This window comes from Aeromicrobium sp. 9AM (genome assembly GCF_902506105.1).
Lineage (GTDB): Bacteria > Actinomycetota > Actinomycetes > Propionibacteriales > Nocardioidaceae > Aeromicrobium.
Map to the genome: position 1 here is coordinate 839,915 of NZ_LR733303.1, position 26,224 is coordinate 866,138.

23 protein-coding genes and 1 pseudogene are annotated in these 26,224 nt (G+C 67.8%); 18 read left to right on the forward strand and 6 right to left on the reverse strand.

Annotated features, from left to right (window positions below; genetic code table 11):
* Nucleotides 1-6 precede the first annotated feature (6 nt).
* Together BOSE46_RS04205 and BOSE46_RS04210 are read right to left on the reverse strand one after the other, a co-directional pair.
* Nucleotides 7-1,002, reverse strand: coding sequence for an ABC transporter permease (locus BOSE46_RS04205; RefSeq protein WP_201299518.1), 996 nt, complete (start codon nucleotides 1,000-1,002; stop codon nucleotides 7-9).
* Between the two features lie 8 nt (nucleotides 1,003-1,010).
* On the reverse strand, nucleotides 1,011-2,045 hold the full coding sequence (locus BOSE46_RS04210) for a substrate-binding domain-containing protein (protein WP_159538527.1): 1,035 nt from the start codon (nucleotides 2,043-2,045) through the stop codon (nucleotides 1,011-1,013).
* A gap of 213 nt (nucleotides 2,046-2,258) precedes the next feature.
* On the opposite strand from BOSE46_RS04210, the gene BOSE46_RS04215 reads away from it, so the two are divergent.
* The 3 genes from BOSE46_RS04215 (at nucleotide 2,259) to BOSE46_RS04225 (ending at nucleotide 5,474) form a co-directional block, all read left to right on the forward strand.
* Entirely contained in the window at nucleotides 2,259-3,311 is a 1,053-nt protein-coding gene (locus tag BOSE46_RS04215) for a LacI family DNA-binding transcriptional regulator (protein WP_159538528.1), read from the forward strand.
* Nucleotides 3,308-4,474, forward strand: a complete 1,167-nt coding sequence (locus tag BOSE46_RS04220) for an epoxide hydrolase family protein (protein ID WP_159538530.1) — start codon at nucleotides 3,308-3,310, stop codon at nucleotides 4,472-4,474. The genes BOSE46_RS04215 and BOSE46_RS04220 overlap by 4 nt, the downstream gene beginning before the upstream one ends.
* 67 nt (nucleotides 4,475-4,541) lie before the next feature.
* Nucleotides 4,542-5,474 carry a tyrosine recombinase XerC gene (locus BOSE46_RS04225; RefSeq protein ID WP_159538532.1) on the forward strand — a complete coding sequence of 311 codons (933 nt, stop codon included), beginning with the start codon at nucleotides 4,542-4,544 and terminating at the stop codon, nucleotides 5,472-5,474.
* Between the two features lie 73 nt (nucleotides 5,475-5,547).
* On the opposite strand, the gene BOSE46_RS04230 is transcribed toward BOSE46_RS04225, so the two are convergent.
* On the reverse strand, nucleotides 5,548-6,435 hold the full coding sequence (locus BOSE46_RS04230; RefSeq protein WP_159538534.1) for a M23 family metallopeptidase: 888 nt from the start codon (nucleotides 6,433-6,435) through the stop codon (nucleotides 5,548-5,550).
* A gap of 302 nt (nucleotides 6,436-6,737) precedes the next feature.
* Between BOSE46_RS04230 and rpsB the strand changes: the two are divergent.
* The 9 genes and pseudogenes from rpsB to rlmN all read left to right on the forward strand — a co-directional run.
* Nucleotides 6,738-7,518, forward strand: a pseudogene (rpsB, locus tag BOSE46_RS04235) (30S ribosomal protein S2); the annotation flags it as partial.
* A gap of 405 nt (nucleotides 7,519-7,923) precedes the next feature.
* Nucleotides 7,924-8,745, forward strand: coding sequence for a translation elongation factor Ts (gene tsf / locus BOSE46_RS04240; protein WP_159538538.1), 822 nt, complete (start codon nucleotides 7,924-7,926; stop codon nucleotides 8,743-8,745).
* 52 nt (nucleotides 8,746-8,797) lie between these two features.
* Nucleotides 8,798-9,553 carry a UMP kinase gene (gene pyrH, locus BOSE46_RS04245; RefSeq protein ID WP_159538540.1) on the forward strand — a complete coding sequence of 252 codons (756 nt, stop codon included), beginning with the start codon at nucleotides 8,798-8,800 and terminating at the stop codon, nucleotides 9,551-9,553.
* 37 nt (nucleotides 9,554-9,590) lie between these two features.
* Complete coding sequence (gene frr / locus BOSE46_RS04250; protein ID WP_201299550.1) at nucleotides 9,591-10,145, forward strand: ribosome recycling factor; 555 nt, start codon at nucleotides 9,591-9,593, stop codon at nucleotides 10,143-10,145.
* Nucleotides 10,135-11,013 (forward strand): phosphatidate cytidylyltransferase, encoded by an 879-nt coding sequence (locus BOSE46_RS04255; RefSeq protein ID WP_236551611.1) that lies wholly within the window; start codon nucleotides 10,135-10,137, stop codon nucleotides 11,011-11,013. Before frr ends, BOSE46_RS04255 begins: the two co-directional genes overlap by 11 nt.
* A 19-nt stretch (nucleotides 11,014-11,032) precedes the next feature.
* Nucleotides 11,033-13,489, forward strand: a complete 2,457-nt coding sequence (locus BOSE46_RS04260) for a circularly permuted type 2 ATP-grasp protein (RefSeq protein ID WP_159538546.1) — start codon at nucleotides 11,033-11,035, stop codon at nucleotides 13,487-13,489.
* Nucleotides 13,486-14,373, forward strand: coding sequence for a transglutaminase family protein (locus tag BOSE46_RS04265; protein ID WP_159538548.1), 888 nt, complete (start codon nucleotides 13,486-13,488; stop codon nucleotides 14,371-14,373). The genes BOSE46_RS04260 and BOSE46_RS04265 overlap by 4 nt, the downstream gene beginning before the upstream one ends.
* A gap of 131 nt (nucleotides 14,374-14,504) precedes the next feature.
* Nucleotides 14,505-15,488 carry a putative zinc-binding metallopeptidase gene (locus tag BOSE46_RS04270; protein WP_159538550.1) on the forward strand — a complete coding sequence of 328 codons (984 nt, stop codon included), beginning with the start codon at nucleotides 14,505-14,507 and terminating at the stop codon, nucleotides 15,486-15,488.
* Between the two features lie 37 nt (nucleotides 15,489-15,525).
* On the forward strand, nucleotides 15,526-16,665 hold the full coding sequence (gene rlmN / locus BOSE46_RS04275; RefSeq protein WP_159538552.1) for a 23S rRNA (adenine(2503)-C(2))-methyltransferase RlmN: 1,140 nt from the start codon (nucleotides 15,526-15,528) through the stop codon (nucleotides 16,663-16,665).
* Nucleotides 16,666-16,791: 126 nt separating this feature from the next.
* On the opposite strand, the gene BOSE46_RS04280 is transcribed toward rlmN, so the two are convergent.
* A complete protein-coding gene (locus BOSE46_RS04280; RefSeq protein WP_159538554.1) occupies nucleotides 16,792-18,516 on the reverse strand; it encodes a TIGR03767 family metallophosphoesterase in 1,725 nt (574 codons plus the stop codon).
* A 117-nt stretch (nucleotides 18,517-18,633) separates the two neighbouring features.
* Between BOSE46_RS04280 and BOSE46_RS04285 the strand changes: the two genes are divergently transcribed.
* Nucleotides 18,634-19,353 (forward strand): enoyl-CoA hydratase, encoded by a 720-nt coding sequence (locus BOSE46_RS04285; protein ID WP_159538556.1) that lies wholly within the window; start codon nucleotides 18,634-18,636, stop codon nucleotides 19,351-19,353.
* Entirely contained in the window at nucleotides 19,353-19,811 is a 459-nt protein-coding gene (locus BOSE46_RS04290; RefSeq protein ID WP_159538558.1) for an AMP-binding protein, read from the forward strand. The genes BOSE46_RS04285 and BOSE46_RS04290 overlap by 1 nt, the downstream gene beginning before the upstream one ends.
* 19 nt (nucleotides 19,812-19,830) lie before the next feature.
* Here BOSE46_RS04290 and BOSE46_RS04295 read toward each other — a convergent pair whose 3' ends face one another.
* Nucleotides 19,831-20,310, reverse strand: coding sequence for an Lrp/AsnC family transcriptional regulator (locus BOSE46_RS04295; RefSeq protein WP_159538560.1), 480 nt, complete (start codon nucleotides 20,308-20,310; stop codon nucleotides 19,831-19,833).
* A 158-nt stretch (nucleotides 20,311-20,468) separates the two neighbouring features.
* Between BOSE46_RS04295 and BOSE46_RS04300 the strand changes: the two genes are divergently transcribed.
* The 4 genes from BOSE46_RS04300 to BOSE46_RS04315 are packed head-to-tail and all read left to right on the forward strand — an operon-like array spanning nucleotide 20,469 to nucleotide 24,527.
* A complete protein-coding gene (locus BOSE46_RS04300; protein ID WP_159538562.1) occupies nucleotides 20,469-21,632 on the forward strand; it encodes a spermidine/putrescine ABC transporter substrate-binding protein in 1,164 nt (387 codons plus the stop codon).
* Nucleotides 21,616-22,776 (forward strand): ABC transporter ATP-binding protein, encoded by a 1,161-nt coding sequence (locus BOSE46_RS04305; protein WP_159538564.1) that lies wholly within the window; start codon nucleotides 21,616-21,618, stop codon nucleotides 22,774-22,776. The genes BOSE46_RS04300 and BOSE46_RS04305 overlap by 17 nt, the downstream gene beginning before the upstream one ends.
* A 3-nt stretch (nucleotides 22,777-22,779) precedes the next feature.
* Nucleotides 22,780-23,712 carry an ABC transporter permease gene (locus tag BOSE46_RS04310; protein ID WP_159538566.1) on the forward strand — a complete coding sequence of 311 codons (933 nt, stop codon included), beginning with the start codon at nucleotides 22,780-22,782 and terminating at the stop codon, nucleotides 23,710-23,712.
* A complete protein-coding gene (locus BOSE46_RS04315; protein ID WP_159538568.1) occupies nucleotides 23,709-24,527 on the forward strand; it encodes an ABC transporter permease in 819 nt (272 codons plus the stop codon). Before BOSE46_RS04310 ends, BOSE46_RS04315 begins: the two co-directional genes overlap by 4 nt.
* Nucleotides 24,528-24,810: 283 nt before the next feature.
* Here BOSE46_RS04315 and BOSE46_RS04320 read toward each other — a convergent pair whose 3' ends face one another.
* Nucleotides 24,811-26,193, reverse strand: coding sequence for an aspartate aminotransferase family protein (locus tag BOSE46_RS04320; protein ID WP_159538570.1), 1,383 nt, complete (start codon nucleotides 26,191-26,193; stop codon nucleotides 24,811-24,813).
* Between the last annotated feature and the right edge of the window lie 31 nt (nucleotides 26,194-26,224).

The following is a 26,224-nucleotide window of genomic DNA, read 5'->3' on the forward strand; positions in this document are numbered from 1 at the left end:
TCGTCCTCACTCCCTGACCCGCGCGAGCAGGGCAGACATCAGGACCACGGCTCCCACCGCGATCGGCTGGTAGTACTGCGAGATCCCGAGGATCGTGAAGCCGTTGACCAGACTGGTCAGCAGGACGGCTCCCGTGACCGATCCCAGGACCGAGGCCTTGCCGCCGAAGAGCGAAGATCCGCCCAGGACGACCGCCGCGATCGAGCTCAGCAGGTAGTTGGTCTGCAGGCTCGGGTCGGCGCCGCCGTTGCGGGCCACCAGCATCACGCCGGCGAGGCCGCAGAGGAGTCCGGAGCCCGCGTAGGCGTACATCCGGACCCGGCGAGCCGGGATCCCCGTGCCGCGAGCACCCTCAGCGTTGCCGCCGACAGCGAGCAGGTGCGTGCCGATGCGCATGCGGAACAGCAGGAAGGCCGTACCAAGGGCTCCGACGAGTGCGATCAGCCAGAACCAGCGCACCGGTCCCGCTCCGTCGAGGGCGATCGACTGCAGGAAGTTCGAGGACACCGCGACGGTGTTGCCCTGCGTCAGGAGCAGCGTGATGCCGCTGACGACGCTGAGCGTCCCGAGCGTGACGATGAAGTCGACCATCCCGAGGTAGCCGATCAGGAAGCCGTTGACCAGCCCGACGAGGAGGCCACCGAGCAGTGCAGCGGCGACGCCGATGGCCATCGAGTGACCGTGGCTCACGGTGTAGCCGAGCAGCGCCGCCGCCCAGGGCAGGTTGGCGCCGACGGACAGGTCGATGCCGGCGACGACCACGGCGAACTGCTGACCGAGCGCCAGGACCACGAGGATCGATGACGCGACGAGCAGGTCGCTGATGTTGTCGGTCGTCAGGAAGTCCGGCGTCGCGATGAAGAACGCGAGCCAGACCAGCACGAGTGCGAGCGGTGCGGCGAGCTCGGCCAGCATCGATGCGTCGATGCGGCGCGACTGCTTGCCGCCGTCATCGGTCGAGTCGGGGTCAGCTGCCGGGCGCCCAGTCGACGCCCGGCTCATCAGCAGGTTCACTTCGAGATCAGCTTCTCGATCGGGTTGTCGAAGGGCTCGATCGGCTTGGGGAACGCGGAGATCTGCTTCGCGGCGTTCGCCTTGTCGATGAAGGCGATCGGGGCGACGACGCGGGCCGGGATCTTCCTGCCCTGGTGCAGCGCGAGGCACGCCTGGACGGCGAGCTGGCCCTCGGCGTACGGGTACTGGGTGATCGTCCCGTACAGCGTTCCGTTCGCGACGGCCTTCAACGCGTCCTGGATGCCGTCGACCGAGATGACCTTGATCTTGCCGGCCTTGCCGGCGTTCTTGATGGCCTGCGCTGCGCCGAGCCCCATGGTGTCGTTCGCGGCGAAGATGCCGGTGATGTCCGGGTGTGCCTTCAGCAGCGCCTCGGTCACCTGCAGCGCCTTGTCCTGCTCGTAGTCGGCGGGGGTGCGCTGGACGATGTCGAGCTTGCCCTTGACGGTGTCGCTGAAGCCCTTGTTGCGGTTGATGCCGTTCTGCTCGCCGGCGATGCCCTGCAGGATCGCGACCTTGCCCTTGCCGCCGAGAGCCTCGAGCATCTTCTGGCCGGCGATCTGGCCGGCCTGCAGGTTGTCCGAGCCGATGAACGAGGCGTACGAGACGCCGGCCTTCTTCGAGGCGGCCGCATCGATCTGGGTGTCGAGGTTGAGGATGGGGGTCTTCTTCCGCGCGACCGGCACGAGGGGCGTGATGACGTTGGTCGCGTTGACCGGGACCACGCCGAAGCAGTCGTAGCCCTGCGTGGCCAGCGTCGAGATCTTGGCGTTCTCGCCGTCGGCGTCGGTCTCGCTGCTTCCGGCCTGCACGTTGACCTTGACGCCCTGGGCCTTGCCCTCGGCGATCGCGCCGTCGCGGAGTGCCGCCCAGTAGGGGTTCGTGAAGTTGCGGGTGGCGATCGCGATCGTGAAGTCGCTCTTGGCCGCCGAGCTCGAGTCGCTGCCTCCGCGGCCGCAGGCGGCAAGCATCGTGAGGCTCGTCGCGGCGACGATTCCGATCATGGCGGTGCGCCGGATTGAAGTGGTCATGATGTCCTTTTCGGGTTGTGCTCAGGGGCTGTTGATCGTTGCGATGACGCCAATCAACACGTGTTGATTGGGTACTCTGCATGGGTGATCGGGGTCACGTCAAGACCTCACAGTGAACTTTCGGAAATTTGTTCGTTACCGGGGACAGGACGTTGCGCCCGCTAGCGTGGCGGTTGTCCGGCAGGACAACCAGGCGGAGGAAGGTGCACCCAGATGGCCGTGACCAGGGCAGATGTCGCACGTCGAGCGGGCACCTCGCCAGCCCTCGTGAGCTATGTCCTCAACGGTGGTCCGCGGAAGGTCGCACCGGCGACCGAGGAGAGAATCCTTCTGGCGATCAAGGAGCTCGGCTACCGTCCCAATGCCGTCGCGAGGTCGCTTCGCATGGCCCGAGGACACTCGCTCGGCCTGATCCTGCCCGACAGCTCGAACCCCTACTTCGCCCTGCTGGCGCGAGCCGTCGAGGAGGTGGCCTACCGGCACGGATACCCGTTGCTCGTCGGCAACGCGGCCGACACCAGTGAGCGCGAGATCGGCTATCTCCACGCCTTCGTCGACCGTCAGGTCGAGGGCATCCTCGTGATCCCGACAGCCGAGGACGAGGTGCTGGAGGAGGAGTTCGCCAAGGTCGGCGTACCCCTCGTCGTGCTCGACCGATCGCTCGACGACGCTGCGTTCGCCAATGTCGTCGCGGCGTCGGTCGACGGCTCCCGTGACGCTGTCCGGCACCTGATCGAGCACGGTCACACCAAGATCGCCTGCCTCAGCGGACCGGCAGTGTCGGTGTCGGAGGAGCGAGTCGCCGGGTTCCAGCAGGCACTGGCAGATGCCGGGCTGGAGCCGGGCCGGGTGCTGTCCCGGCCGTTCGGCGGAAGCGCCGGATACGACGCGCTGCCGGCCCTGCTGGAGGGACCCGAACCGCCCACCGCCTTGTTCGTCACGAGTGACCTGGCGGCGATGGGCCTGCTCCGTGCCGCCTTCGACCTCGGCCTTGACGTGCCGCGGGACCTGGCAGTCGTGTCGTTCGACGGCATCGAGTACGCCGCCTACACGCGACCGGGCCTCACCACCGTGAGCCAGCCGATCACCCAGATGGCCGAGGTCGCCACACAGCTGCTGATCGACGCGCTGGGCGGTGGCTCGATCCCGCCCGGCACACGGGTGTTGCCGACCGAGCTGGTTCGCCGCGGTTCCTGTGGGTGCTCGGACGAATTCGCCGGAGCGATCGCCAAGGTCGATGCGACTGGCGAAGGGGTCGTGCCGTGAGCGGAGATCACGGTCCCGACGTCTTCGAGCCCACGGTCGACGCCGACATGGTGCACGACCTGGTGAGCCGTCTTGCCAACGCGAGGTTCCCGGCCCCGCAGCCGGTCGACGACTGGCCCGCCGGCACCCCGGTCTCGTTCGCCCGCGACCTCGTGAACGCGTGGGCCACGACATTCGACTTCGACGCCTTCGCCACCCGGCTCGCGGACCTTCCGCACTTCCGCATCCAGATTGACGGGATCTGGACGCACTTCCTGCACGCCCGCAGCCCGCACCCCGGCGCCAAGCCGCTCATCGTCACGCATGGCTGGCCGAGCTCATTCCTGGAGATGGTCCCTCTGCTCGACCGCCTCACCAGGCCCGAGCAGCACGGCGGACGCGTCGAGGATGCGTTCCATGTCGTCGTGCCGTCCATGCCCGGCTTCGCGTACTCCGAGACGGTCCCTGATCTCGGTCAGCTGACGGCCGCATCGATTGCCGACCGCTGGCACACCCTGATGACCCGGCTCGGCTACGGATCGTTCTTCGCGTCCGGCGCCGACATCGGGGCACGAGTGACGGCGTGGTTGGCGGTCCGGCATCCCCACGCGGTGCTGGGTGCGCACATGGACACGAATGCGCTGTTCCCCGAGCGCATCGCGGGTGTCCACGATGACCTGAGTCCGGAGGAGGAGGCCTGGTTCGCCGGTATGGAGGCGTGGTCGGACCGGGACGGCGGATATCACCTGCTCCAGGCGACGAAGCCGCTGACGGTGGCGCTCGCGGTCTCCGACTCTCCGGTGGCGCTCGCCGGGTGGGTCGCCGAGAAATGGCACGACTGGAGCAGCCTCGACCTCACCGCCGATCCCGGGCGGACCATGTTGCTGTCGCTGCTGACCCTCTACTGGACCACCGGCTCGTTCGGTTCCTCGGTCGTGCACTATCACGCGCATGACGTGGCGCCCGGCGCTCGGCCCGGCGCCCACGAGGATGCTGCGCCGATCGCGTTCTACGCGAATGAGTTCGACATCGCGGGACTGCCGCCCCGATCGCTGGCGGAGCGACAGTTCCACCAGCCGCGATGGACCGTCCTGCCGCGCGGCGGGCACTTCGTGGCCGCCGAGGAGCCGGACCTGCTCGTGGCCGACATCCGCGCCTTCGCCGCCACCATCCCCGCCCAGTGACGCCCCGGTAGTCGTCACACGGCGCGCCGACGTGGGCTGAGCGGGGACCCGACGCACACTGGTGTCGATGACAGCAGAGTCAGAAGGACCGGGCGAGGCCTGGTCGGCGGTCCTGGCCGCCTATGAGCAGCACCTGCGGGCCGAGCGCGATCTCTCGGCCCACTCGGTGCGCGCCTACCTGACCGATCTCGAGAGCCTGGCCACGCACGCGGAGCGGCTCGGCGTCCACGACCCCGCCGGACTGTCGATCCGTACGCTCCGCAGCTGGCTCGCCAACCTGCAGACGCTCGGCCGCGCGCGCACGACGATCGCCCGCAGGGCCACCTCCGCCCGCGTCTTCACGCTCTGGCTGGCCAGGACCGGACGCGCGCCAGCAGACGCGGGCGCCCTGCTCGCCAGCCCGAAGGCGCACCGGGAGCTACCGGTGGCACTCAGCGAGGTCGAGGTGCGGGCGCTGCTCGACGCCACGGTGCAGTCGCTTGCCGACGACGGACCCCGCGGCCTCCGCGATCTCGCGATCCTCGAAGTCCTGTATGCCACTGGCATCCGGGTCGGTGAGCTGGTCGGGCTCGACATCGACGACCTCGACCGAGGGCGACGAGTCGTCCGCGTGTTCGGCAAGGGGCGCAAGGAGCGCTCGGTGCCGTACGGGTTGCCGGCATCCGAGGCGATCGAGCTGTGGCTCGAGCGTGGGCGGCCGGCGTTCGCCACGGACTCCAGCGGTGCGGCGGTTTTCCTCGGGACGCGGGGGAGCCGTATCGATCAACGTGCCGTGCGGCGGATCGTCCACGAACGCCTCGCCGCGGTTGACGGTGCGCCTGACCTCGGGCCCCACGGGCTGCGCCACACCGCGGCGACCCATCTGCTCGAAGGGGGCGCGGACCTGCGCAGCGTGCAGGAGATCCTCGGTCATGCCTCGCTCGGCACGACGCAGATCTACACCCACGTCAGCAACGAACGTCTGAGAGCCGCCTACAAGCTCGCCCACCCCAGGGCCTAGCCCCGCGAGCGGCGCCGTGTGGCTGCTCCACGAGGGTCAGACGTCACCACACTGCGCCGGTCGCGGAGATTTGCTACAGGAACTCCTGGGGGTTCACGGGGTGGCCGGACTTGAGAACCATGAAGTGCAGGTGGCAGCCGGTCGACAGCCCGGTGTTGCCGGAGCGACCCACCACCTGACCGGCCCTGACCCGGTCGCCGACGGACACCGACTGCGAGGTCAGGTGGTTGTAGGTCGTCTCGAAACCTGGTTGGTGACGGATCACGATCCGCTTGCCGTACGCGCTGCTGTAGGACCTCCCGACCACGGTGCCGGCCGCTGCGGCGTGCACGGGCGTGCCGCACGGAACGCCGAAGTCCGTGCCGTCGTGGAGCTTGCGCACGCCGGTGACGGGATGGACACGCATGCCGTACGGCGAGGTGATGGGACCGCCGACCGGACGCTGCAGACCCTGACCGCCCACACCGGCTGGAGGGGCTGGTGGCTCCCCTGCAGGATCGATCAGGCGGAACCGGCCACCGCCGAGCAGCTCGAGCGGATCGAGGTAGTCCTCGCCCGCCAGGCGGCCGAGGTGGAGGCACGCGCCTGAGCAATGGCTCGGCGAACCCAGCAGCGTGCCGATCACCTGGCCGGCACGCACCGCATCGCCGGCCTTCACCCGCGCCTTGACGGGTTCGTAGGTCGATCGCTCACGCCCGTGGTCGATCGTCACGACGCCGGTGCCACCCACCTGACCGGCAAACACCACGTGTCCGGCGGCGACGGCGCGCACCGGGTCGCCGGCAGTCGCGCTGAGGTCGACGCCGCGATGCCCAGGTCCGTATCGGGTGGCCGGCGGATCGAACCGCTCACCGATCGCATGATCGTCGAGCGGCCAGGTCCATGGGTCTTGCGCCGCGTGCGCCGGTGGCGACGCGACGACGAGCAGCAGGAGGGCGACCATCCAGGTTCGGCGCAGCATGTGACCAGCCAAGACCCGGGTGGCCGGGCCACGCACCGGTCGGCGTACGAGCTGGGGACAACCGCGCGAGAGGCCATGGATTGTGGATTTCCTCCCGAGCGGTGCGGTGCCCTAGACTGGGAGCAACCACTTTTTCGGAAGTGGAATTCGCGCGCCTGTTTCCGTATGACGCGAAAGCTGAATACGGCTGCGGTCCTGGTCTCCCGGCAGGGAGTGGGTCGCCACGGCAGGCGCCAGGTCACCGTCAACCGGCGGTGAGACAAACCAGGAACGGCACACGTGTGCCACAAGGAGATACGACCATGGCCGTCGTCACCATGCGCCAGCTGCTCGAGAGCGGCGTCCACTTCGGGCACCAGACCCGTCGCTGGAACCCCAAGATGAAGCGATTCATCTTCACCGAGCGCAACGGCATCTACATCATCGACCTGCAGCAGTCGCTCGCCTACATCGATGCCGGCTACGAGTTCGTCAAGAACACCGTGGCCCGCGGCGGCACGATCCTGTTCGTCGGCACCAAGCGCCAGGCGCAGGAGCCGATCGAGGAGCAGGCCAAGCGCGTCGGCATGCCCTTCGTCAACCAGCGTTGGCTCGGCGGCATGCTCACCAACTTCCAGACGATGCACCAGCGCCTTCAGCGTATGAAGGAGCTCGAGGAGATCGACTTCGACGACGTCGCGGGATCCAACCGCACGAAGAAGGAGCTCCTCGGCATGAGCCGCGAGTACGCGAAGCTCTCGCGCACCCTCGGCGGCATCCGTGACATGGGCCGTACGCCGTCCGCCGTCTGGATCGTCGACACCAAGAAGGAGCACCTCGCGGTCGACGAGGCCAAGAAGCTCGGCATCCCGATCATCGCGATCCTCGACACCAACTGCGACCCCGATGACGTCGACTTCCCGATCCCGGGCAACGACGACGCCATCCGCTCGGTCGGCCTGCTGACCCGCGTCATCGCCGACGCCGTAGCCGAGGGCCTCATCGCCCGCGGTGGCAACAAGACCGGCGAAGAGGAGCCCGGAGCCGAGCTCGGCGCCGAGGAGCCCCTGGCGGACTGGGAGCGCGAGCTCCTGGAGCAGAAGGACGCCGCCCAGACCGGCGCCGTCTCGCCGGTCAAGGCCGACGCTGCTGCTGATGAGACCGCCGTGACGGTCGAGGACGCCGCTGCCGAGACCGAAACGCCTGTCGCCGAGGCCGTCGCCGATGAGGCTCCGGCCAAGAAGGCGCCCGCCGCCAAGAAGGCGCCGGCTGCCAAGAAGGCCGCTGCGTCCGACGAGGCTCCGGCCAAGAAGGCGCCGGCTGCAAAGAAGGCTGCCGCGTCCGACGAGGCTCCGGCCAAGAAGGCGCCGGCTGCCAAGAAGGCTGCCGCGTCCGACGAGGCTCCGGCCAAGAAGGCGCCGGCTGCGAAGAAGGCTGCCGAGAAGGTCGACGCCGACGCCGCCGAGTGATCTCGGCACACACGACTACCTGAGAAGCGAGAAGAGAAACATGGCTATCACCGCCACAGAGGTCAAGAAGCTCCGCGACGCCACCGGCGCCGGCATGATGGACGCCAAGAAGGCGCTCACGGAGGCTGACGGGGACTTCGACAAGGCGATCGAGGTGCTCCGCATCTCGGGCGCCGCCAAGGCTGCCAAGCGCGGCGCCGAGCGTGAGGCCTCGGCCGGGCTCGTCGCCAACTACGGCAGCGCGATCGTCGAGCTCAACTCCGAGACCGACTTCGTCGCCAAGAACGAGCAGTTCATCGCTCTGGCCGAGGAGCTCGCCGTGCTGGCCGACAAGGTCAAGCCCGCCGACGCTGCCGCGTTCGCGACCGAGACGCTCGACAACGGCAAGACCGTTGCCGAGGCCGTCGCGGACCTCGCGGTCGTCATCGGCGAGAAGATCGAGCTCGGCCGCGTCGCCAGCTTCGACGGCAACGTCGCGACCTACATGCACCGTCGCGCCAGCGACCTGCCGCACGCCGTCGGCGTGCTGGTGGAGTTCGAGGGTGACGACGCCGGTCACGACGTCGCTCGCGGCGTCGCGATGCAGATCGCTGCGATGCGTCCTCGCTACCTCACGCGTGAGGAGGTCCCCGCGGACCTCGTCGCCAAGGAGCGCGAGATCGCCGAGGCGACGGCACGCGAAGAGGGCAAGCCCGAGCAGGCGATCGCCAAGATCACCGAGGGACGCCTCAACGGGTTCTTCAAGGAGAACGTGCTGCTCGAGCAGGCGTCGGTCCAGGACAACAAGAAGACCGTCAAGGCTCTCGTTGACGAGGCCGGCGTGACGCTCAAGCGTTTCGCACACATCGAGGTCGGCGCCTGACTGGCAGGCTGACTTAGGCAAGCACCCGCACGACAACATCGGAGGCCGGAACGTGGACACTGACACCGCTCAGGAAGTCGACGCTCCGGCCTCTGGTCATGCACTCAAGCGCGTCCTGCTGAAGCTGTCGGGCGAGGTGTTCGGCGGAGGCAAGATCGGCATCGACCCCGACGTCGTCAACGGCATCGCCAAGCAGGTCGCCGAAGCCGTGGCGGAGGGCGTCGAGGTCGCGATCGTCGTCGGTGGCGGCAACTTCTTCCGCGGTGCCGAGCTCAGCCAGCGTGGCATGGACCGTTCGCGGGCCGACTACATCGGCATGCTCGGCACCGTCATGAACTGCCTGGCGCTGCAGGACTTCTGCGAGAAGCAGGGCATCGAGACCCGCGTCCAGTCGGCCATCACCATGGGCCAGGTCGCCGAGCCCTACATCCCGCGTCGCGCGATCCGCCACCTCGAGAAGGGGCGCGTCGTGATCTTCGGCGCCGGAGCCGGCATGCCGTACTTCTCGACCGACACCGTCTCGGCGCAGCGTGCACTCGAGATCGGCGCCGACGCGGTGCTGATGTCCAAGAGTGGCGTCGACGGCGTCTACTCCGCCGACCCCCGCACGGACCCGACGGCCCGCAAGTTCGACGAGATCACGTTCGACGACGCCCTGCGTCTCGGGCTCAAGGTCGTCGACGCGGCAGCATTCGCGTTGTGCATGGAGAACAAGCTCCCCATGATCGTGTTCGGCATGGAAGGCGAGGGCAACATCGCCCGCGTGCTCCGTGGTGAGAAGATCGGAACGCTGGTCCACGCCGCCTAGGCGTACGGACCGACCAGAACCGGATGGAGACATCGTGATTGACCAGACCCTGCGTGACGCCGACAGCAAGATGGCACGAGCCGTCGAGCACACCCGCGAGGAGTTCGCCGCGATCCGCACGGGCCGCGCCCACCCCGCGATGTTCGCGCAGATCACGGCCGAGTACTACGGCCAGCAGACCCCGCTCAACCAGCTGGCCGGCTTCCAGGTCCCCGAGCCGCGGACCGTCATCATCCAGCCGTACGACGCCGGCGCCAAGCCCGCGATCGAGAAGGCCATCCGCGAGTCCGACCTCGGCGTCAACCCGAGCGACGACGGCAAGGTGCTGCGCGTGACGCTGCCCGAGCTGACCGAGGACCGCCGCAAGGAGTACATCAAGCTGGCGAAGACCAAGGCCGAGGAAGGCCGGGTCTCCGTACGCAACCTGCGCCGGACCGCCAAGCAGGCGCTCGACAAGGCCGAGAAGGACTCCGAGATCAGCAAGGACGAGAACGTCGGCGCGGAGAAGCGGCTCGACGCGATGACCAAGAAGCACGTCGACACGGTCGATGAGCTGCTCAAGAACAAAGAGGCAGAGCTCCTTGACATCTGAGTCTCCTGCCGAGACCCCACAGTCGGCGGAGACACCTGTCGCTCCGGAGAAGAAGACGAGCCGCGCCGGTCGCAACCTGCCGGCCTCGATCGCGGTCGCGGTCGGCCTCATCGGGCTCGTCGTGGCGACACTGTTCATCCAGAAGGAAGCGTTCATCCCGGTCGTGGTGGTCGCCCTGGCGATCGGCCTGTTCGAGCTGACCCGCGCCTTCTCGACAGCGCGCATCAAGATTCCGGTGCTGCCGGTCCTGACGGGCGGCTCGATCATGCTTGTCGGCAGCTATTGGGGCGGCATGGAGACAGCATCCGTCGCCCTGGCCCTGACGATCATCGGCACCTTGGTCTGGCGGCTGTCAGACGGCGCCGAGGGCTTCGTCCGCGACAGCAGCGCCGGTGTCTTCGTGCTGGGCTACCTCTACCTCATGGGGTCGTTCGTCATCCTGATGCTCGTCGAGGACGACGGGCCGTGGCGCATCGTCGCGTTCATCGTCGCCACAGCGTCGTCGGACATCGGCGGGTATGTCGCCGGCGTCCTGTTCGGCAAGCACCCCATGGCGCCCACGATCAGCCCCAAGAAGTCCTGGGAGGGCTTCGCCGGCTCCCTGATCTTCGGCGTCGCGGCGGGCATCGTGACCATCACGTACGCCCTCGACGGCGACTGGTGGGTCGGCATCATCCTCGGCATCGCCGGCGTCGTGTTCGCCACGCTGGGCGACCTGTCCGAGTCGCTCATCAAGCGTGACCTCGGCATCAAGGACATGGGTGACCTGCTGCCCGGGCACGGTGGCCTGATGGACCGCCTCGACTCGCTGATTGCCGTGGCGCCGGTCGCCTGGTTGATCCTGCACACGCTGGTCCCGGTCAGCTGATCATGTCGGCGGCCCGCCGATGACTGCGCTCCGGGACTACTCGGCGGCGGTCACCCAACCCACGCTGACGGCCGGGCCGGCGCGCTACGACGAGGTCGTCGGCCCCGACGGCAGCCTCCGGGCCGGCTGGAAGCTGCTCGCCGAGACCGCGGTCCAGCTGACTGATGCGGACCTGCGACGCGTCAGCGGGGACATCGAGCGGTTCCTCGCCAACGACGGCGTGACCTACACGCCGCCGGAGGACGTGCCCGGACCGTGGCGGCTCGACCCCATACCGCTCATCATCGACGCGGCCGAGTGGGCGCACCTCGAGACCGGGCTGGCGCAGCGTACGGAGCTCCTCAACGCGATCCTGGTCGACCTCTACGGTCCGCAACGGCTGCTCTCGTCGGGCGTCCTCCCGCCGTCCGTCGTGTTCGGCCACGAAGGCTTCCTCCGGGTCGTCGCCCGCGCGTCGGCCGCCGACACGCAGCCCCTGCTGCTGGCCGCCGCCGACCTCGGACGCAACGGGGCAGGGGAGTGGCAGGTCCTCGCCGACCGGGCCCAGGCGCCGTCGGGCATCGGCTTCGCGATGGAGAACCGTCGCGTCATCTCGCGCGTCATGCCGGAGATGTACCGCCAGGCCGGGCTGCACCGCATGGCACCGTTCTTCCAGGCGCTGCGCTCGACCCTGATCGACTCGGCGCCCGACACCAGCCCCAACCCCCGCGTCGTGGTGCTGTCGCCCGGCACGCACTCCGAGACCGCGTACGACCAGGCGTTCGTCGCCTCCAGCCTCGGCTTCCCGCTCGTCGAGGGCAGCGACCTCGTGATGCGGGGTGGCGCGGTGTGGATGCGGGTCTTCGGCCGCCTCGAGCGTGTCGACGTGATCCTGCGCCGCGTCGACGCCGCGTGGAGCGACGCGCTTGAGCTCCGCAAGAACTCTCAGCTCGGCGTCGCGGGCCTGTCCGAGGCCGTGCGCCGCGGCAATGTGCGGGTCGTCAACGGTCTCGGCTCCGGCGTGCTGGAGAACCCCGGCCTGCTGCCGTTCCTGTCCGCGATGTGCGAGATGTTGCTCGACGAGCCCCTGCGCCTGCCGTCGGTGCAGACGTGGTGGACCGGCGATCCGCGCTCGCAGGCGTACGTGCTGGACCACCTTGACGACCTCGTCGTGCGGTCGATCGACGACCCCGCCGACCTCTCGGACCGGCCCCGTGACGAGCTCCGGTCCGCGATCCTGGCCGAGCCGCACCGCTATGTCGGTCAGGAGCCGCTGGTGCTGTCGCAGTCGCCGACCCTCGACGCCCGCGGAGTGAGCCCGCAGGTCCTGACGCTTCGGACGTTCACGCTGCGGTACGGCTCGACGTACCGGCCGCTCATCGGCGGCCTGGCCAACGTGTTCGAGTCCGGCCGGCCGGCGTCCAGCAAGGACGTGTGGGTGCTCAAGGACAAGCCGGAGGACCCGGACCAGGGCCTCACGGACGTGCTGCCGCTGACGAATGTACGCGCTCCGGCGGCGATGGTGCCGCGGGTGCTGGAGGACATGTTCTGGTTCGGCCGCTACGCCGAGCGGGCCGAGGACATGCTGCGGCTCGTGCTCACGGCGCACGCCAGCGCCGAGGACTTCCGGTCACGCCCGCACACCGCCGGCGGGGCGAGCCTCGCGGTGCTGATGCGCGCGATCGCGAGGCTCAGCGGCTCACCGTACGGGCCGGACCAGCTCGACGAGGACTTCCGGTCGCTGCTGCTCGACGCCCACCGTCCGGGGTCGGTGGCCCAGTCGATCAGCGCGCTGCGCGACTCGGCCCAGAGCGTGCGCGACCAGCTCTCGCCCGACACGTGGCAAGCTTTCAGCTCGACCGACCGCGCCTCGGCGGCGCTCAAGAGCTACCACTACAGCCACCAGGTCGCCGAGAGCGCCGGCCGCATGCTGACCGGCATCCTGTCGCTCCAGGGCGTGACGGCCAACATGATCCGCGACCCCGGCTGGCGCATGATCGGCACCGGACGCGCGGTCGAGCGGGGCCTCCAGCTGTGCCACCTGCTGCGCTCGACCACCACGGTCAGACGCGGGCTCGACGTCGACCGCGACCTGCACACCGCCGTGCTGTCCGCCGCGGAGAGCGCCGTCACGCACCGCATGCGCTATCGGGGCTACGTACGCCTCGCCGGTGTGCTCGAGCTGCTGCTGACCGATGGCGACAACCCACGGTCGCTGGCCTTCGGCATCGCCGAGCTGCGTGAGCACCTCGCGCCGATGCCGGGCTCTACCGGCTCGACACGGCCTGAGCGCCTGCTCGACGACCTCGCCGAGGAGCTCGATCGCGCCGACATCGCGGCGTTGACCGCGATCTCGGGCGAGAACCGGCCCAACCTCGAGCGTTTCCTCGACGCGTACGTCGCACAGCTCACCCGCTTTGCCGATGCGGTCGGCGAGCTGCACTTCGCGGCCGGTCCGGCGCCGCGCTCGTTCGGATTCGCGGCGGTGAGCGAATGATCCGCTATCGGGTGACGCACCGGACGACGTACTCGTACGACGACGACGTCAGCGACAGCCTCGGCATCGCCTACCTCGTGCCGCGCGAGCTGCCCTGGCAGCGCGTCGTGTCGCACGAGCTGACGCTCGACCCGGTGACCGAAGACGCGACCACCGACCTCGACTACTACGGCAACACCGCGACCTACTTCCAGGTGACCTCCGCGCACCAGGTGCTCGACATCCTCGCGACGAGCGAGGTCGAGGTCGAGGCGCCGGCCCACGACGCTGCGACCTTGGCGTTGCCGTGGGAGTCGGCCCGGCCGATGCATCGAGACGATGTGGCCGACGCCTGGCAGGCTCAGGACTTCGTCCTCGCCTCCTCGCTCGCCGACCAGACCGCCGCGGCGCGTGCGTACGCCGCCGAGTCGCTGACCCCAGGACGGCCCGTGGGCGAAGCGGTCACCGACCTGATGCACCGGATCCACGCCGACTTCACCTACGACAAGACCGCGACGACCGTGAGCTCGACGGTCGACGACATCTTCGCCAAGCGGGCCGGGGTGTGCCAGGACTTCGCGCACCTGACGCTCGCCTGCCTGCGGACGTACGGGCTGGCGGTGCGATACGTCAGCGGCTACCTCGCGACGACGCCGCCACCCGGCAAGGAGCGCATGGTCGGCGCCGACGCGACCCATGCCTGGGCCGCCGTGTGGATCCCGGACGGCGGCTGGCTGGCGGTCGATCCGACGAACGACCAGTGGGTCGACGAACGCTATGTGACGGTGGCGTGGGGCCGCGACTATGCCGACGTACCGCCGGTCAAGGGCGTGATCTTCACCGAGGCCAAGTCCTCGAACCTCAAGGTCGAGGTCGACGTCGCCCCGCTCGACCTCGCTGGTTGAGGTGCGGAGCGAGCTCTGCGAGCGAAGCCTCCAAACCAGTGGTCAGTGGTTTCGAGGCTTCGGCCGCGGGCGGCCTTCGCTCCTCAACCACCGGAAGAGGCGGAACCGGTGAACCCTGACAGGATTGGTCTGTGAAGGCCTTCTCGTGCAGGAACTGCGGCAACCCGCTCTACTTCGGCAACTCGAGCTGCGTGAAGTGCGGAACCCGCCTCGGGTTCTCCCGCGAGGAGAAGGCGATCGTGCCGGTCGACCAGCACGGCCAGTACGTCGACGCGTCGGGGCGGGTGTGGCACGTGTGCGCGAACTCGGCCCTGTCCGGCTGCACGTGGCTGGCCGATGCGCCCGGGGGCCGGTGCTTCAGCTGTGAGCTCACCAGGACCCGACCGTCAGACGACGACGTCAAGGGACTGTCGGAGTATCCGATCGCCGAGAGCGCCAAGCGTCGCCTGATCGTCGAGCTCGACGACCTCGGGTTCGCGATCCCCACGCGGAAGGAGGATCCCGAGCACGGGTTGGCGTTCGACCTGCTCTCGAGCGTCAATGAGAAGGTCACGATCGGCCACGCCGACGGCGTCATCACCCTCGACCTCGCCGAGGGCAACGACGTGCACCGTGAGCAGCTGCGCGTGTCGATGGACGAGCCGTACCGGACGATGCTGGGCCACTTCCGGCACGAGATCGGGCACTTCTACTGGCAGCAGCTGGTCACCGGCGACCTGCTCGAGGAGTTTCGCGACCTGTTCGGTGACGAGCGCCAGAGCTATGCCGAGGCGATCGACCGGCACTACAGCGAGGGCGCGCCGGACGGCTGGCAGGACAACTTCATCAGCCAGTACGCGACGATGCATCCGTGGGAGGACTTCGCCGAGACGTTCGCGCACTACCTGCACATCTGCGACACGGTCGAGACCGCGTCGGCATACGGGCTGGCCACGGTCGCGGCGCCGCGTCAGTTCACGTCGTTCCGTGACCTCGTCACCGGTGTGTGGGTCCCGCTCAGCATCGCGCTCAACCAGATCAACCGCAGCATGGGCAAGGATCCGCTCTACCCGTTCGTGATCCCGCCGCCGGTCCTCGACAAGCTCGACTTCGTCGCCCGGCTCGCACGGTCGTAGCTCTGCGATTCGGGGAAGTCGGGCCCCGAATGAGAGAATGGAGAACGTGTCCTCCGTCAACCCGAACCCGCTGCCGCTCGTCTTCGAGCAGAAGCGCGGCCGCGTCAAGCCTCCGCGGCACCTGGCCGACCTGAGTGCTGACGAGCGTACGGCTGTCGCCGAGGCGCTGGGCGAGCCTGCGTTCCGGGTCAAGCAGGTCGCCAACCACTACTACTCGCGCCTCGAGCGCGATCCGGCCAACATGACCGACCTGCCGGCCGCGAGCCGCGACCGGATCGTCGCCGAGCTGTTGCCGACGCTGCTCAACCCGGTGCGCACCATGGAGGCCGACAAGGGCGCCACGGTCAAGTCGCTCTGGAAGCTGTTCGACGGAGCGCTCGTCGAGTCGGTGCTGATGCGCTACACCGACCGCGCCACGATCTGCGTCTCCAGCCAGGCCGGCTGCGGCATGGCGTGCCCGTTCTGCGCCACCGGACAGGGCGGCCTGGAGCGCAACATGAGCTGCGCCGAGATCGTCGACCAGGTGCAGGACGCCGCAGGCAAGATGACCCGCGGCGAGATCGCCGGGGGACCCGGTCGCCTCTCCAACGTCGTGTTCATGGGCATGGGCGAGCCCATGGCCAACTACAAGGCCGTCATCGGTGCCGTACGCCGCATGGTCGCGCCCGCTCCCGACGGCCTCGGCATGTCGGCGCGCAACATCACGGTCAGCACCGTCGGACTGGTGCCCCGCATGAAGCAGCTCGCCGACGAGGGCATCCCCGTCACCCTCGCACTGTCACTGCACGCGCCCGACGACGAGCTGCGCAACGAGCTCGTCCCGATCAACACCCGCTGGTCCGTGCACGAGGCGGTCGAGGCGGCGTGGGAGTACGCCCAGAAGACCAAGCGCCGGGTGTCGATCGAGTACGCCATGATCAAGGACATCAACGACCAGGCCTGGCGTGCCGACCTGCTGGGCGACGTCCTGCAGTCGTACGGCGACTGGGGCTGGGTGCACGTCAACCTGATCCCGCTCAACCCGACACCGGGGTCCATGTGGACCGCGTCGCGTCCTGAGGACGAGCGCGAGTTCGTCCGCCGCCTGATCGCCAAGGGCATCCCGACGACCGTCCGCGATACCCGCGGCAGCGACATCGACGGAGCCTGCGGCCAGCTCGCTGCCGTCGAAGGCTAACGTCCGCTGACGGGTCACTTTTGGCTCCGTGACGGGTCACTTGTGGCGCTGGCCCAGGCGACAACTGACCCGTCGGGGGACCAAAAGTGACCCGTCAGGGGGCGAAAAGTGGCCCGTCAGCGGGGGCTAGGCGAGGGCGGGCTTCGGGGTCAGCAGCTCGAGGTTGCGGTCGGCCTTCGTGCCTTCCTGGGCCGACCGGCGCTGCTGAGGATCGTTCATCGCCAGCTCGCGGGCCAGGCCGGCCAGCGCGACGGGATCATTGAGCACGCCGCCGTACGCCGCAGGGCCTGCGTGGTCGACCATCGTCGTGAAGATCGAGAGCGTGCCGTCGTTGTTGTCGACGAGCTCGATGAGCCGCGACTGCTGCGGGAAGTCGATGTGCGACGCCGTGTTGATCTCCCAGAAGCCACCGGAACCGTCGGGCCGGGCGTGCGACCACACCTGGTTCTGATGCGTGTGGCCGTTGACCCACGCGACGACGTTGGGATGCGACAGCAGGAGCTTCAGCACCGCGTCGCCGAGGACGCGGGGCTGCAGATCCAGACCGGTCGCGATGAGCGGGTTGTCCATGGTGCCCGAGGTGTGGTGGCTGAACACCAGGACGTACTTGCCGGCCGACGCCGCAAGCAGGTTGGTCAGCCACGTCATCTGCTTCTGGTCGAGCGACCCGGTGTCGTAGCCGTTGGGGTTGACCGTGTCGAGCACGATGCAGCGGACGTCGCCCTTGTCGAACGTGTAGTAGGCCGTGCCGTTCTTCTTGTTGTCCGCCGTGAAGCCGTGCCCGACCGGTGTGCCGGTGGTCTTGAAGTGTTCGGCGACGACCTCGGCGCGCGTGATGTGGCGGCGCTTGAGGTCGGGGGAGACGAGCCGTATGGACGACAGCCCGATCGCCCCGAGCAGCACGTTGGGATCAGCGGTCGTGAGGCTCGTGAGCAGGTCGGTCTGGGAGGCGCCGGGCGGGACCGCCATGACCTTGAGCAGCCCGGTCGACACCAGGCTCAGCGGCAGCGAGTGCGGGAAGTTGCCCTGGACGAGGCCGTCGTGGTTGCCGAACGCGGTGTACCAGGGCATCTGCAGGCCCTTGGCGGTGAACGGCTTGCGAGCGGCGGCGAGCAGGCCGGGCACCTGCGGGAAGCCGAACCGCGACTTGTAGATGTCTGCCTGCTGCCCGGCCGGCGGGGTGTCGGGGTGCCAGTAGTGGCGGTCGTACGTGACGTTGTCGGAGACGCCCTCGTACTGGGACAGGTTGCCGGAGTCGGGGGTGATCTGCTTCCCGCCGTCGAGGATGTCGATGTTCCAGCGGAACTCGTTCTGCTGGCAGTTGTCGGAGTTGTCGCCGGTCTGGATCGCGAACGCCAACGGGGTGCCGCTGACCGGGGCGGCCTGCACGTCGTTGATCGCCCGGACCATCGACTCGGCGACCTGGAGCGTGAGCATCTCGTGGGCGCGGTAGCTCGACGAGAGCAGGCCGATGACGGGGTCGCCGGGGGAGTACTGGTCCTCGAGCCGGTCGACGTACTCGAGGCGCATCGGCGATTGCGCGTCGACCAGGTGCACGTCGGTCATGTGGGCGAAGGCGAGCACCGGTGTGCGGGTCGTCGTACGTGCGGGGTTGGCGGTGCCGCCCAGGTCGGTACGCACCGTGTGCGGCTCGCCGGCCTGCACGACCACGGGGGCGTAGCCGCCGGCGCCAGGAGTGCCGCGCACGAGCGTCTTCGCAAGCGTCGTGTGCTCAGGGGTGAGCTGCCCGGTGACGGCCCAGGCCGCGGAGGACAGCGCCATGTCGGTCAGCGCCGTCGCGCCGCCGATCACGACACTGGACTGGATGAGGGCGCGACGAGACAGGACCATGCACCAACAACGACTCGGCTGCTGTGACGTTACTCACAAGTCATATAGCCGTCGTGCGGGCACGGCGGGCGGCCCCTGATCAGGGCGGATAGCGTGGTGGCGACCCGAAGGAGACCCATGCTCGGTGTGACCACGGACGGACCTGTCGTCGTCCTCGAACTGCAGCGCGAGGACCGGCGCAACGCGCTCAACCTCGAGCTCTGCCGCGCCATCCATGCGGCGGTCGACGAGGCGGTCGCCGGCGGTGCCCGTGTCATCGTCGTCACGGGCCAGGGCACGGCGTTCTGCTCGGGCGCCGACCTCGGTGGGGTGTACGGGCCGGAATTCCTCGACGCGCTCTACGGCATGCTGCACCACCTCGCCAAGCTGCCGGTGCCGCTCATCGCGGCGGTCAACGGGGCGGCGATCGGTGCCGGGACGCAGCTCGCCATCGCGTGCGACCTGAGGGTTGCCGACGAGAAGGCCACGTTCGGCGTGCCCACGGCCCGCAACGGCCTGGCCGTCGATGCGTGGACCATCCGCACGCTGTCCGACATCGCCGGTGCCGGGCCGGCACGTCGCCTCATGCTGGCGGCCGAGACCTTCGACCGTGACACAGCGCTCGGCATGGGCCTCGCGGATCGCCCCGGCACGCTCGACGACGCCGTGGCGTGGGCTCACGAGATCGCCGAGTTCGCGCCGCTGACGCTGGCGCACAACAAGCTGATCCTCAATGGGTCCGTCGATGACGACGCGGCGATCGCCGAGAGCTTCGACGCGGTGTGGGCGAGCGCCGACGTACGCGAAGGGGCCGCTGCGCGGGCCGAGAAGCGTACGCCGAAGTTCGAGGGGCGCTGATGACGAGCGTGATCTACCGGGTCCTCGACGCGCAGGTGATCCACGGCCTCGCCGACAACCTCGCGATCGAGGATCAGCGCGGCACGATGTCGTACGCCGAGCTGCTCCACGAGTCCGCCTCGATCGCCGGGGCGTTCACGAGCGTCGGCATCACCCCCGGCACAGGCTTCCACATCGATGTCGCACCCGGTCGCGAGCTGGTCGTCGCGGTGCTGGCGTGCGCACGCATCGGCGTGCTGCCGTCGCCGGCCGCAGACATCCGGCTCGCCGGTGTGCCGCCGGTGCTGCACCTGCCGGACACCGAGGTGCCGTGGCACCTGCTGATCCAGGCCGGACGCACCGATCCGGAGCCGGCGCCGCCTGACGATCCCGAGGGCTACGAGTCCCGGATGCGCGAGGCATACCCGGACATCTTCAACGCGCTCGAAGCCGGAGAGACGATCGTCACTGTTGGGTGACAGTGGGCCGAGCGAGCGCTCAGCGCACACCCCAGGAGTACGTCTGCTTCTCCAGGCGCAGGTAGACGAACGTCTCGGTCGTCACGACCCGCTCGAGCGCGCTGATCTGCTCCGACACGATCTCGAGGAGCTCGTCGTCACTCTCGGCCACGAGCTCCGCGAGGATGTCGAAGCGCCCCGTCGTGATGACGATGTAATCGAGCTTGTCGATCGCGGAGAGCTCGGCGGCGACCTGCCTGACGTTGCCGCTGACCTTGACCCCGATCATCGCCTGGCGGGCGAAGCCCATCTGCATCGGATCGGTCACGGCGACAACCTGCATGACGCCGCTCTCGATGAGCTTCTGCACGCGATGTCGCACCGCGGCCTCTGACAGGCCGACCTCCTTGGCGATCGCCGAGTAGGACAGGCGGCCATCATCCTGCAGCAGCTCGATGATCTGCTTCGCGGTCTCGTCGAGGTGCTGACCCCGACCCTCCACCGGTTTACGCTCGCTCATGATCGACATCATGCCCCACGACGACGGATTCCGTCGCCCCCATTTCGGCGCAATTGTGACGCTTTCCTGAGCGAAACACGATGTTTACGCCGGAATCCCTTGTCGTGGGCCTAATATCTTGCGAGTATTCGTTGACCGGCTAAAAGTGAGGGTGGCGCATGGCGGAGCTCGATCGACGGACAGTGCTCAAGGGGGTCGGGGGTGCCGCATTCGTCGGTGTGAGCGCAGCGGCGCTCAAGTACGGGTTCAACACTCCGGACCAGAAACAGAATCCTGCCGATCGCATGGCCAAGGACGTCTCGGCCACCGACAAGAGGCTGGTCTTCTCCAACTGGCCTGAGTACATCGATGAGGACGACGGCAAGTACGTCTCGACGCTGAGCCAGTTCGAGAAGGACACCGGCATCAAGGTGCAGTACACCGCCGACGTCAACGACAACAACGAGTTCTTCGCCAAGGTCAAGAACCAGCTGGGCTCCGGCACGTCGACCAAGCGCGACCTGTTTGCGCTGACCGACTGGATGGCCGCCCGCATGATCCAGGTCGGCTGGATCCAGAAGCTCGACGCCTCCAAGGTGCCCAACCTGCACGCCAACATCATCGACTCGCTGGCCAAGCCCGAGTGGGATCCCAAGCGTGACTACTCCGCCCCGTGGCAGAGCGGCCTGACCGGCATTGCGTACAACAAGAGCAAGGCCGGAGAGATCAAGTCGTTCTCCGAGCTCATCAGTCGCAAGGACCTCAAGGGCCGGGTCTCGTTGTTGACTGAGATGCGCGACACGATGGGATTCATGCTGCTCATCGAGGGCGCCGATCCGGAGAACTTCACCGACGCCCAGTGGCAGAAGGCGACCGATCGGCTGGCCAAGGCGAAGGGTGACGGGCAGTTCCGGTCGTTCACCGGCAACGACTACGTCCAGGACCTCGCCTCGGGCAACGTCCTGGCCTGTGAGGCCTGGTCGGGTGACATCGCGAACGCGGGCGACGAGAACCTGGTGTGGATCCCGCCCGAGGAGGGGATCATCATCTGGGCGGACAACATGCTCATCCCCAACATGGCGACCCACCAGGACAACGCCGAGAAGTGGATCAACTACTACTACGAGCCCGAGGTCGCCGCCAAGCTCGCCAACTACAACAGCTACATCTGCCCCGTGAAGGGCGCGCAAGAGGCGATGGAGAAGGTCAATCCCGACAACGTCCACAACGAGCTGATCTTCCCGACCGAGAAGACGCTGGCCAAGACTCACCGATTCATGGCCCTCGACGAAGCTCAGATCCGCACCTACGAGAAGGACTTCAGCGATGTCACAGGTTCATGAGACGGGCACAGCGACGCGAGCGCCGAGCGGGCCCTCGCGCGACCTGAAGCTCGCGCAGCTGACCAAGGAGTACGCGACGTTCACCGCCGTGAAGGCGCTCGACCTGGTCGTTCCCCAGGGCAAGTTCTTCGCCCTGCTCGGCCCGTCCGGCTGTGGCAAGACCACGACGTTGCGGATGGTCGCCGGCCTGGAGACGCCGACCTCCGGCACGATCCATCTGGGCGACACCGAGATCACGTACGACAAGCCGTACAAGCGCCCGGTCAACACCGTGTTCCAGAACTACGCGCTGTTCCCGCACCTCAACATTGCCAAGAACGTCGCCTTCGGGCTCGAGCGTCGCGGGATCAAGGACCACAAGAAGCAGGTCGCGGACATGCTCGAGCTCGTCGAGCTGACGTCGCAGGCACACAAGAAGCCGACCCAGATGTCAGGCGGTCAGCAGCAGCGCGTAGCCCTCGCCCGTGCCCTGATCAACCAGCCTGAGGTGCTGCTGCTCGACGAGCCGCTCGGTGCTCTGGATCTCAAGCTCCGCCGCGGCATGCAGCTCGAGCTCAAGCGCATCCAGACCGAGGTCGGGCTGACGTTCGTGCACGTCACGCACGACCAGGAGGAGGCCATGACGATGGCCGACACCATCGCGGTCATGAACCAGGGCGTCATCGAGCAGATGGGTGCACCCAACGAGCTCTACGAGAACCCGCGCACCACCTTCGTCGCCAACTTCCTCGGCCAGTCCAACCTGATCGCGGGAGAGATCGAGGGCCGCGACGGCGACCTCGTCAAGGTTCGGGTCCAAGGAGCCGTGGCGTCGATCCCTGCTGACCGTGCGCATTCGGAGTCCGGCAAGGGCTGGCTCGGCATCCGTCCCGAGAAGGTCCTGATCGCCGAAGCAGGGCAGCCGATCGATGCTCCGGGAGACGTCATCACCGGCGGGTACGTCACCGACGTGAGCTTCGTCGGGGTGAGCACCCAGTACATGGTCAAGATGCCGTGGGGTCAGGAGCTCATGGTGTTCGAGCAGAACACCGGAGCGCGCCGCATGCTGCCGGTCGGCACCAAGGTCGACATCTCCTGGCGACCGGAGTTCGCGTTCCTGCTCGACGCCAGCCAGGACGCCAAAGCCGGCATCGAGGAGGACTGAGTCATGACCTCGACTGCTGGCGTCGCGCCGGCCAACCCCCACGAGACCGCCACCAAAGCGCCCCGCGGCCGCAAGCTCACGGGCTACTGGCTGATCCTGCCGGGCGCGCTCTGGCTCCTGGTCTTCTTCGTCATCCCGTTCTACTCGCTGCTTGCGGCCAGCCTGTTCGACCCCAAGGGTTCGCCACTGACCGGCTACGACATGACGTGGCACTTCGGCAACTTCGTCGATGCGTTCGACCAGTACAAGGGCCAGATCGGTCGTTCGATCCTCTATGCCGGCATCGCGACGCTGACCTGCCTCGTGGTCGGCTACGTCCTGGCGTACGCCATCGCGTTCAAGGCCGGGCGTTGGAAGAACCTCATGCTCGTGCTGGTCATCGCGCCGTTCTTCACGAGCTTCCTGCTGCGCACGCTGTCGTGGAAGCTGATCCTCGCCGACGACGGCTGGGTCGTGAGCGCCGCCCAGACCCTCCACCTGACGAACCTCCTCAACCTGATCGGCCTGACGAGCACCGACGACAGGTTGCTGGCGACACCGTTCGCCGTGATCGCCGGGCTGACCTACAACTTCCTGCCGTTCATGGTGCTGCCGCTCTATGCGAGCCTCGAGAAGGTCGACATCCGGCTGATCGAGGCGTCCGGCGACCTCTACGCGTCACCGATCCGCGGCTTCTTCAAGGTCACGTTCCCGCTGTCGCTACCCGGCGTGGTGGCGGGCACGCTGCTGACCTTCATCCCAGCCGCCGGTGACTACGTCAACGCGCAGCTGCTCGGCAGTCCGAACACGAGAATGGTCGGCAACTCGATCCAGAACCTGTTCACCAGCCAAGGTGACTACGCCGCGGCCGGTGCGCTCTCGGTCATCCTGATGGTCATCATCGTGGCGGCCGTGATGCTCTACGTTCGCACCGCCGGCACGGAGGAGCTGGTATGAGGGCCGCACGCCGGTGGGTCGGCAATCACTTGATCCTGGGACTCGGCCTCCTGATCCTCGCCTACACGTTCGTGCCGATTGCCATCGTCGTGCTGATGAGCTTCAACGACAGCAGCAAGTCGCGCAACGTGTACAAGTTCCAGAAGTTCACGACGGACCACTGGCTTCACCCGCACGGGTGGGCCAACGGCATCTGGGACTCGGTGCTCCTGAGCATCAGCATCGCGGCGTGCGCGACGGTGATCGCGACGGTGCTCGGCACGCTGGCGGCGTTCGCGCTGGTGCGTCACCGGTTCGCGGGTCGCTCGGCGGCCAATGTCATCATCTTCCTGCCGATGGCGTCACCCGAGATCGTGATGGGCTCGTCGCTGTTGGCCCTGTTCGTCTCGGCGGGCTACGGCGGGCACCTGGGCTTCATCACGATCCTCATCGCGCACATCATGTTCTGCCTGTCGTTCGTCATCGTGACGGTCAAGGCGCGTCTCGCCGGGCTCAACGACAACCTCGAGCAGGCGGCGATGGACCTCTATGCCACGGAGTCGCAGACGTTCAGGCGCATCACGTTCCCGCTGGTGCTGCCCGGCATCGTCGGCGCCGCCTTGCTGAGCTTCTCGCTGTCGTTCGACGACTTCATCATCACGAACCTCAATGCGGGCCAGCGGGTGACGTTCCCGATGTACGTCTACGGCGCCAACCAGCGTGGCGTGCCGATGGAGGTCAACGTGATCGGCACGGCGATGTTCGTCATCTCGATCGTCATCGTCGTGGGCAACGAGGTCGTCCGCCGGCGCCAGGAGAAGGCCCTCGCGGCTTAGGTGGAGGTCCGCTGCGGGAGGGCCCCGTGAGGTTGAAGGGCCGCTGCGGTAGGGCGCCGTGAGGTTGACGGTCCGCTGCGGTAGGGCGACGAGCTCAGGGTCCGTCATGGCCCGTGACGAGCCGGCGTCGCAACGACGCTTGTCGATGGGCGACAACTGACCCGTGAGCGCTGGTGACAAGGACGCAGACCACCAGCGGGCGACGCGAACGCGCTAGCCCTACCCCAGGTGGTTTCGAGGCTTCGGCCGCGGGCGGCCTACGCACCTCAACCACCTGGCCAGCTCAGAGGTGACCCTGAGCCTCAGTCAACACCGCTCGCAAGATTGACTCCATCTCGTCGAAGTGGCTCTGGTCGGCGATGATCGGCGGCGAGAGCTGGATGACCGGGTCGCCCCGGTCGTCGGCGCGGCAGTAGAGGCCGTTCTCGAACAGCGCCTTCGACAAGAATCCGCGCAGCAGCCGCTCCGACTCGTCGTCGTCGAACGTCTCCTTGGTCGCCTTGTCCTTGACCAGCTCGATGCCGTAGAAGAAGCCGTCACCGCGTACGTCGCCGACGATGTCGAGGTCGAGCAGCTTCTCGAGCGTCGAGCGGAACGCGCCCTCGTTGTTGCGGACGTTGTCGTTGAGCTTCTCCCGCTCGAAGATGTCGAGGTTGGCCATCGCGACGGCGGTCGACACGGGGTGGCCGCCGAACGTGTAGCCGTGGGCGAAGCTGTTGTCGCCCTGGAGGAACGGCTCCATGACCCGGTCGGTCGCGATCATGGCGCCGAGGGGGGAGTAGCCGGAGGTCAGACCCTTGGCACAGGTGATCATGTCTGGCAGGTAGTCGTACCTGGTCGCGCCGAACATCTCACCCAGCCGGCCGAACGCGCAGATGACCTCGTCGGAGACCAGCAGGACGTCGTGCCGGTCGCAGATCTCGCGAACCCGCTGGAAGTAGCCGGGCGGGGGAGGGAAGCAGCCGCCGGCGTTCTGCACCGGCTCGAGGAACACCGCGGCGACGGTGTCGGGGCCCTCGGCGAGGATCGCGTGCTCGATCTGGTCGGCCGCCCAGATGCTGAAGTCGTCGATGTTGTCGCCGTGCTCGGGCGCACGGTAGAAGTTCGTGTTGGGCACGTGAACGGTCGACGGCACGAGCGGCTCGAACATCTGCTTCAGCGCCGGGATGCCGGTGATCGACAGGGCGCCGTGCGGGGTGCCGTGATAGGCCACCTGACGGCTGATGACCTTGGTCTTGAGGGGCTTGCCGGTCAGCTTGAAGTACTGCTTCGCCGCCTTCCATGCCGTCTCGACGGCCTCGCCGCCGCCCGTCGTGAAGAAGACCCGGTTGAGGTCGCCGGGAGCGTACGACGCGATCCGCTCCGCGAGCTCGATCGCGTTGGGGTGCGCGAACGTCCAGACCGGGAAGAACGAGAGCTCCGCGGCCTGCTTGGCGGCGGCTTCGGCCAGTTCCTCACGACCGTGTCCGACCTGCACGACGAAGAGCCCGGCGAGTCCGTCGAGGTATCGCCGCCCCTTGGCATCCCAGACGTACATGCCGTCACCCTTGGTGATGATCGGGATGTCGTGGGCGTCGTCGTAGCTCCCGTGCCGGGAGAAATGCATCCACAGGTGGCGCTTGCCCGCCTTCTGCAGCCGGTCGTAGTCCTCGTCGGAGTAGTTCATGCTGCCATCTTCGCAAGATCGGTCGGCGGAG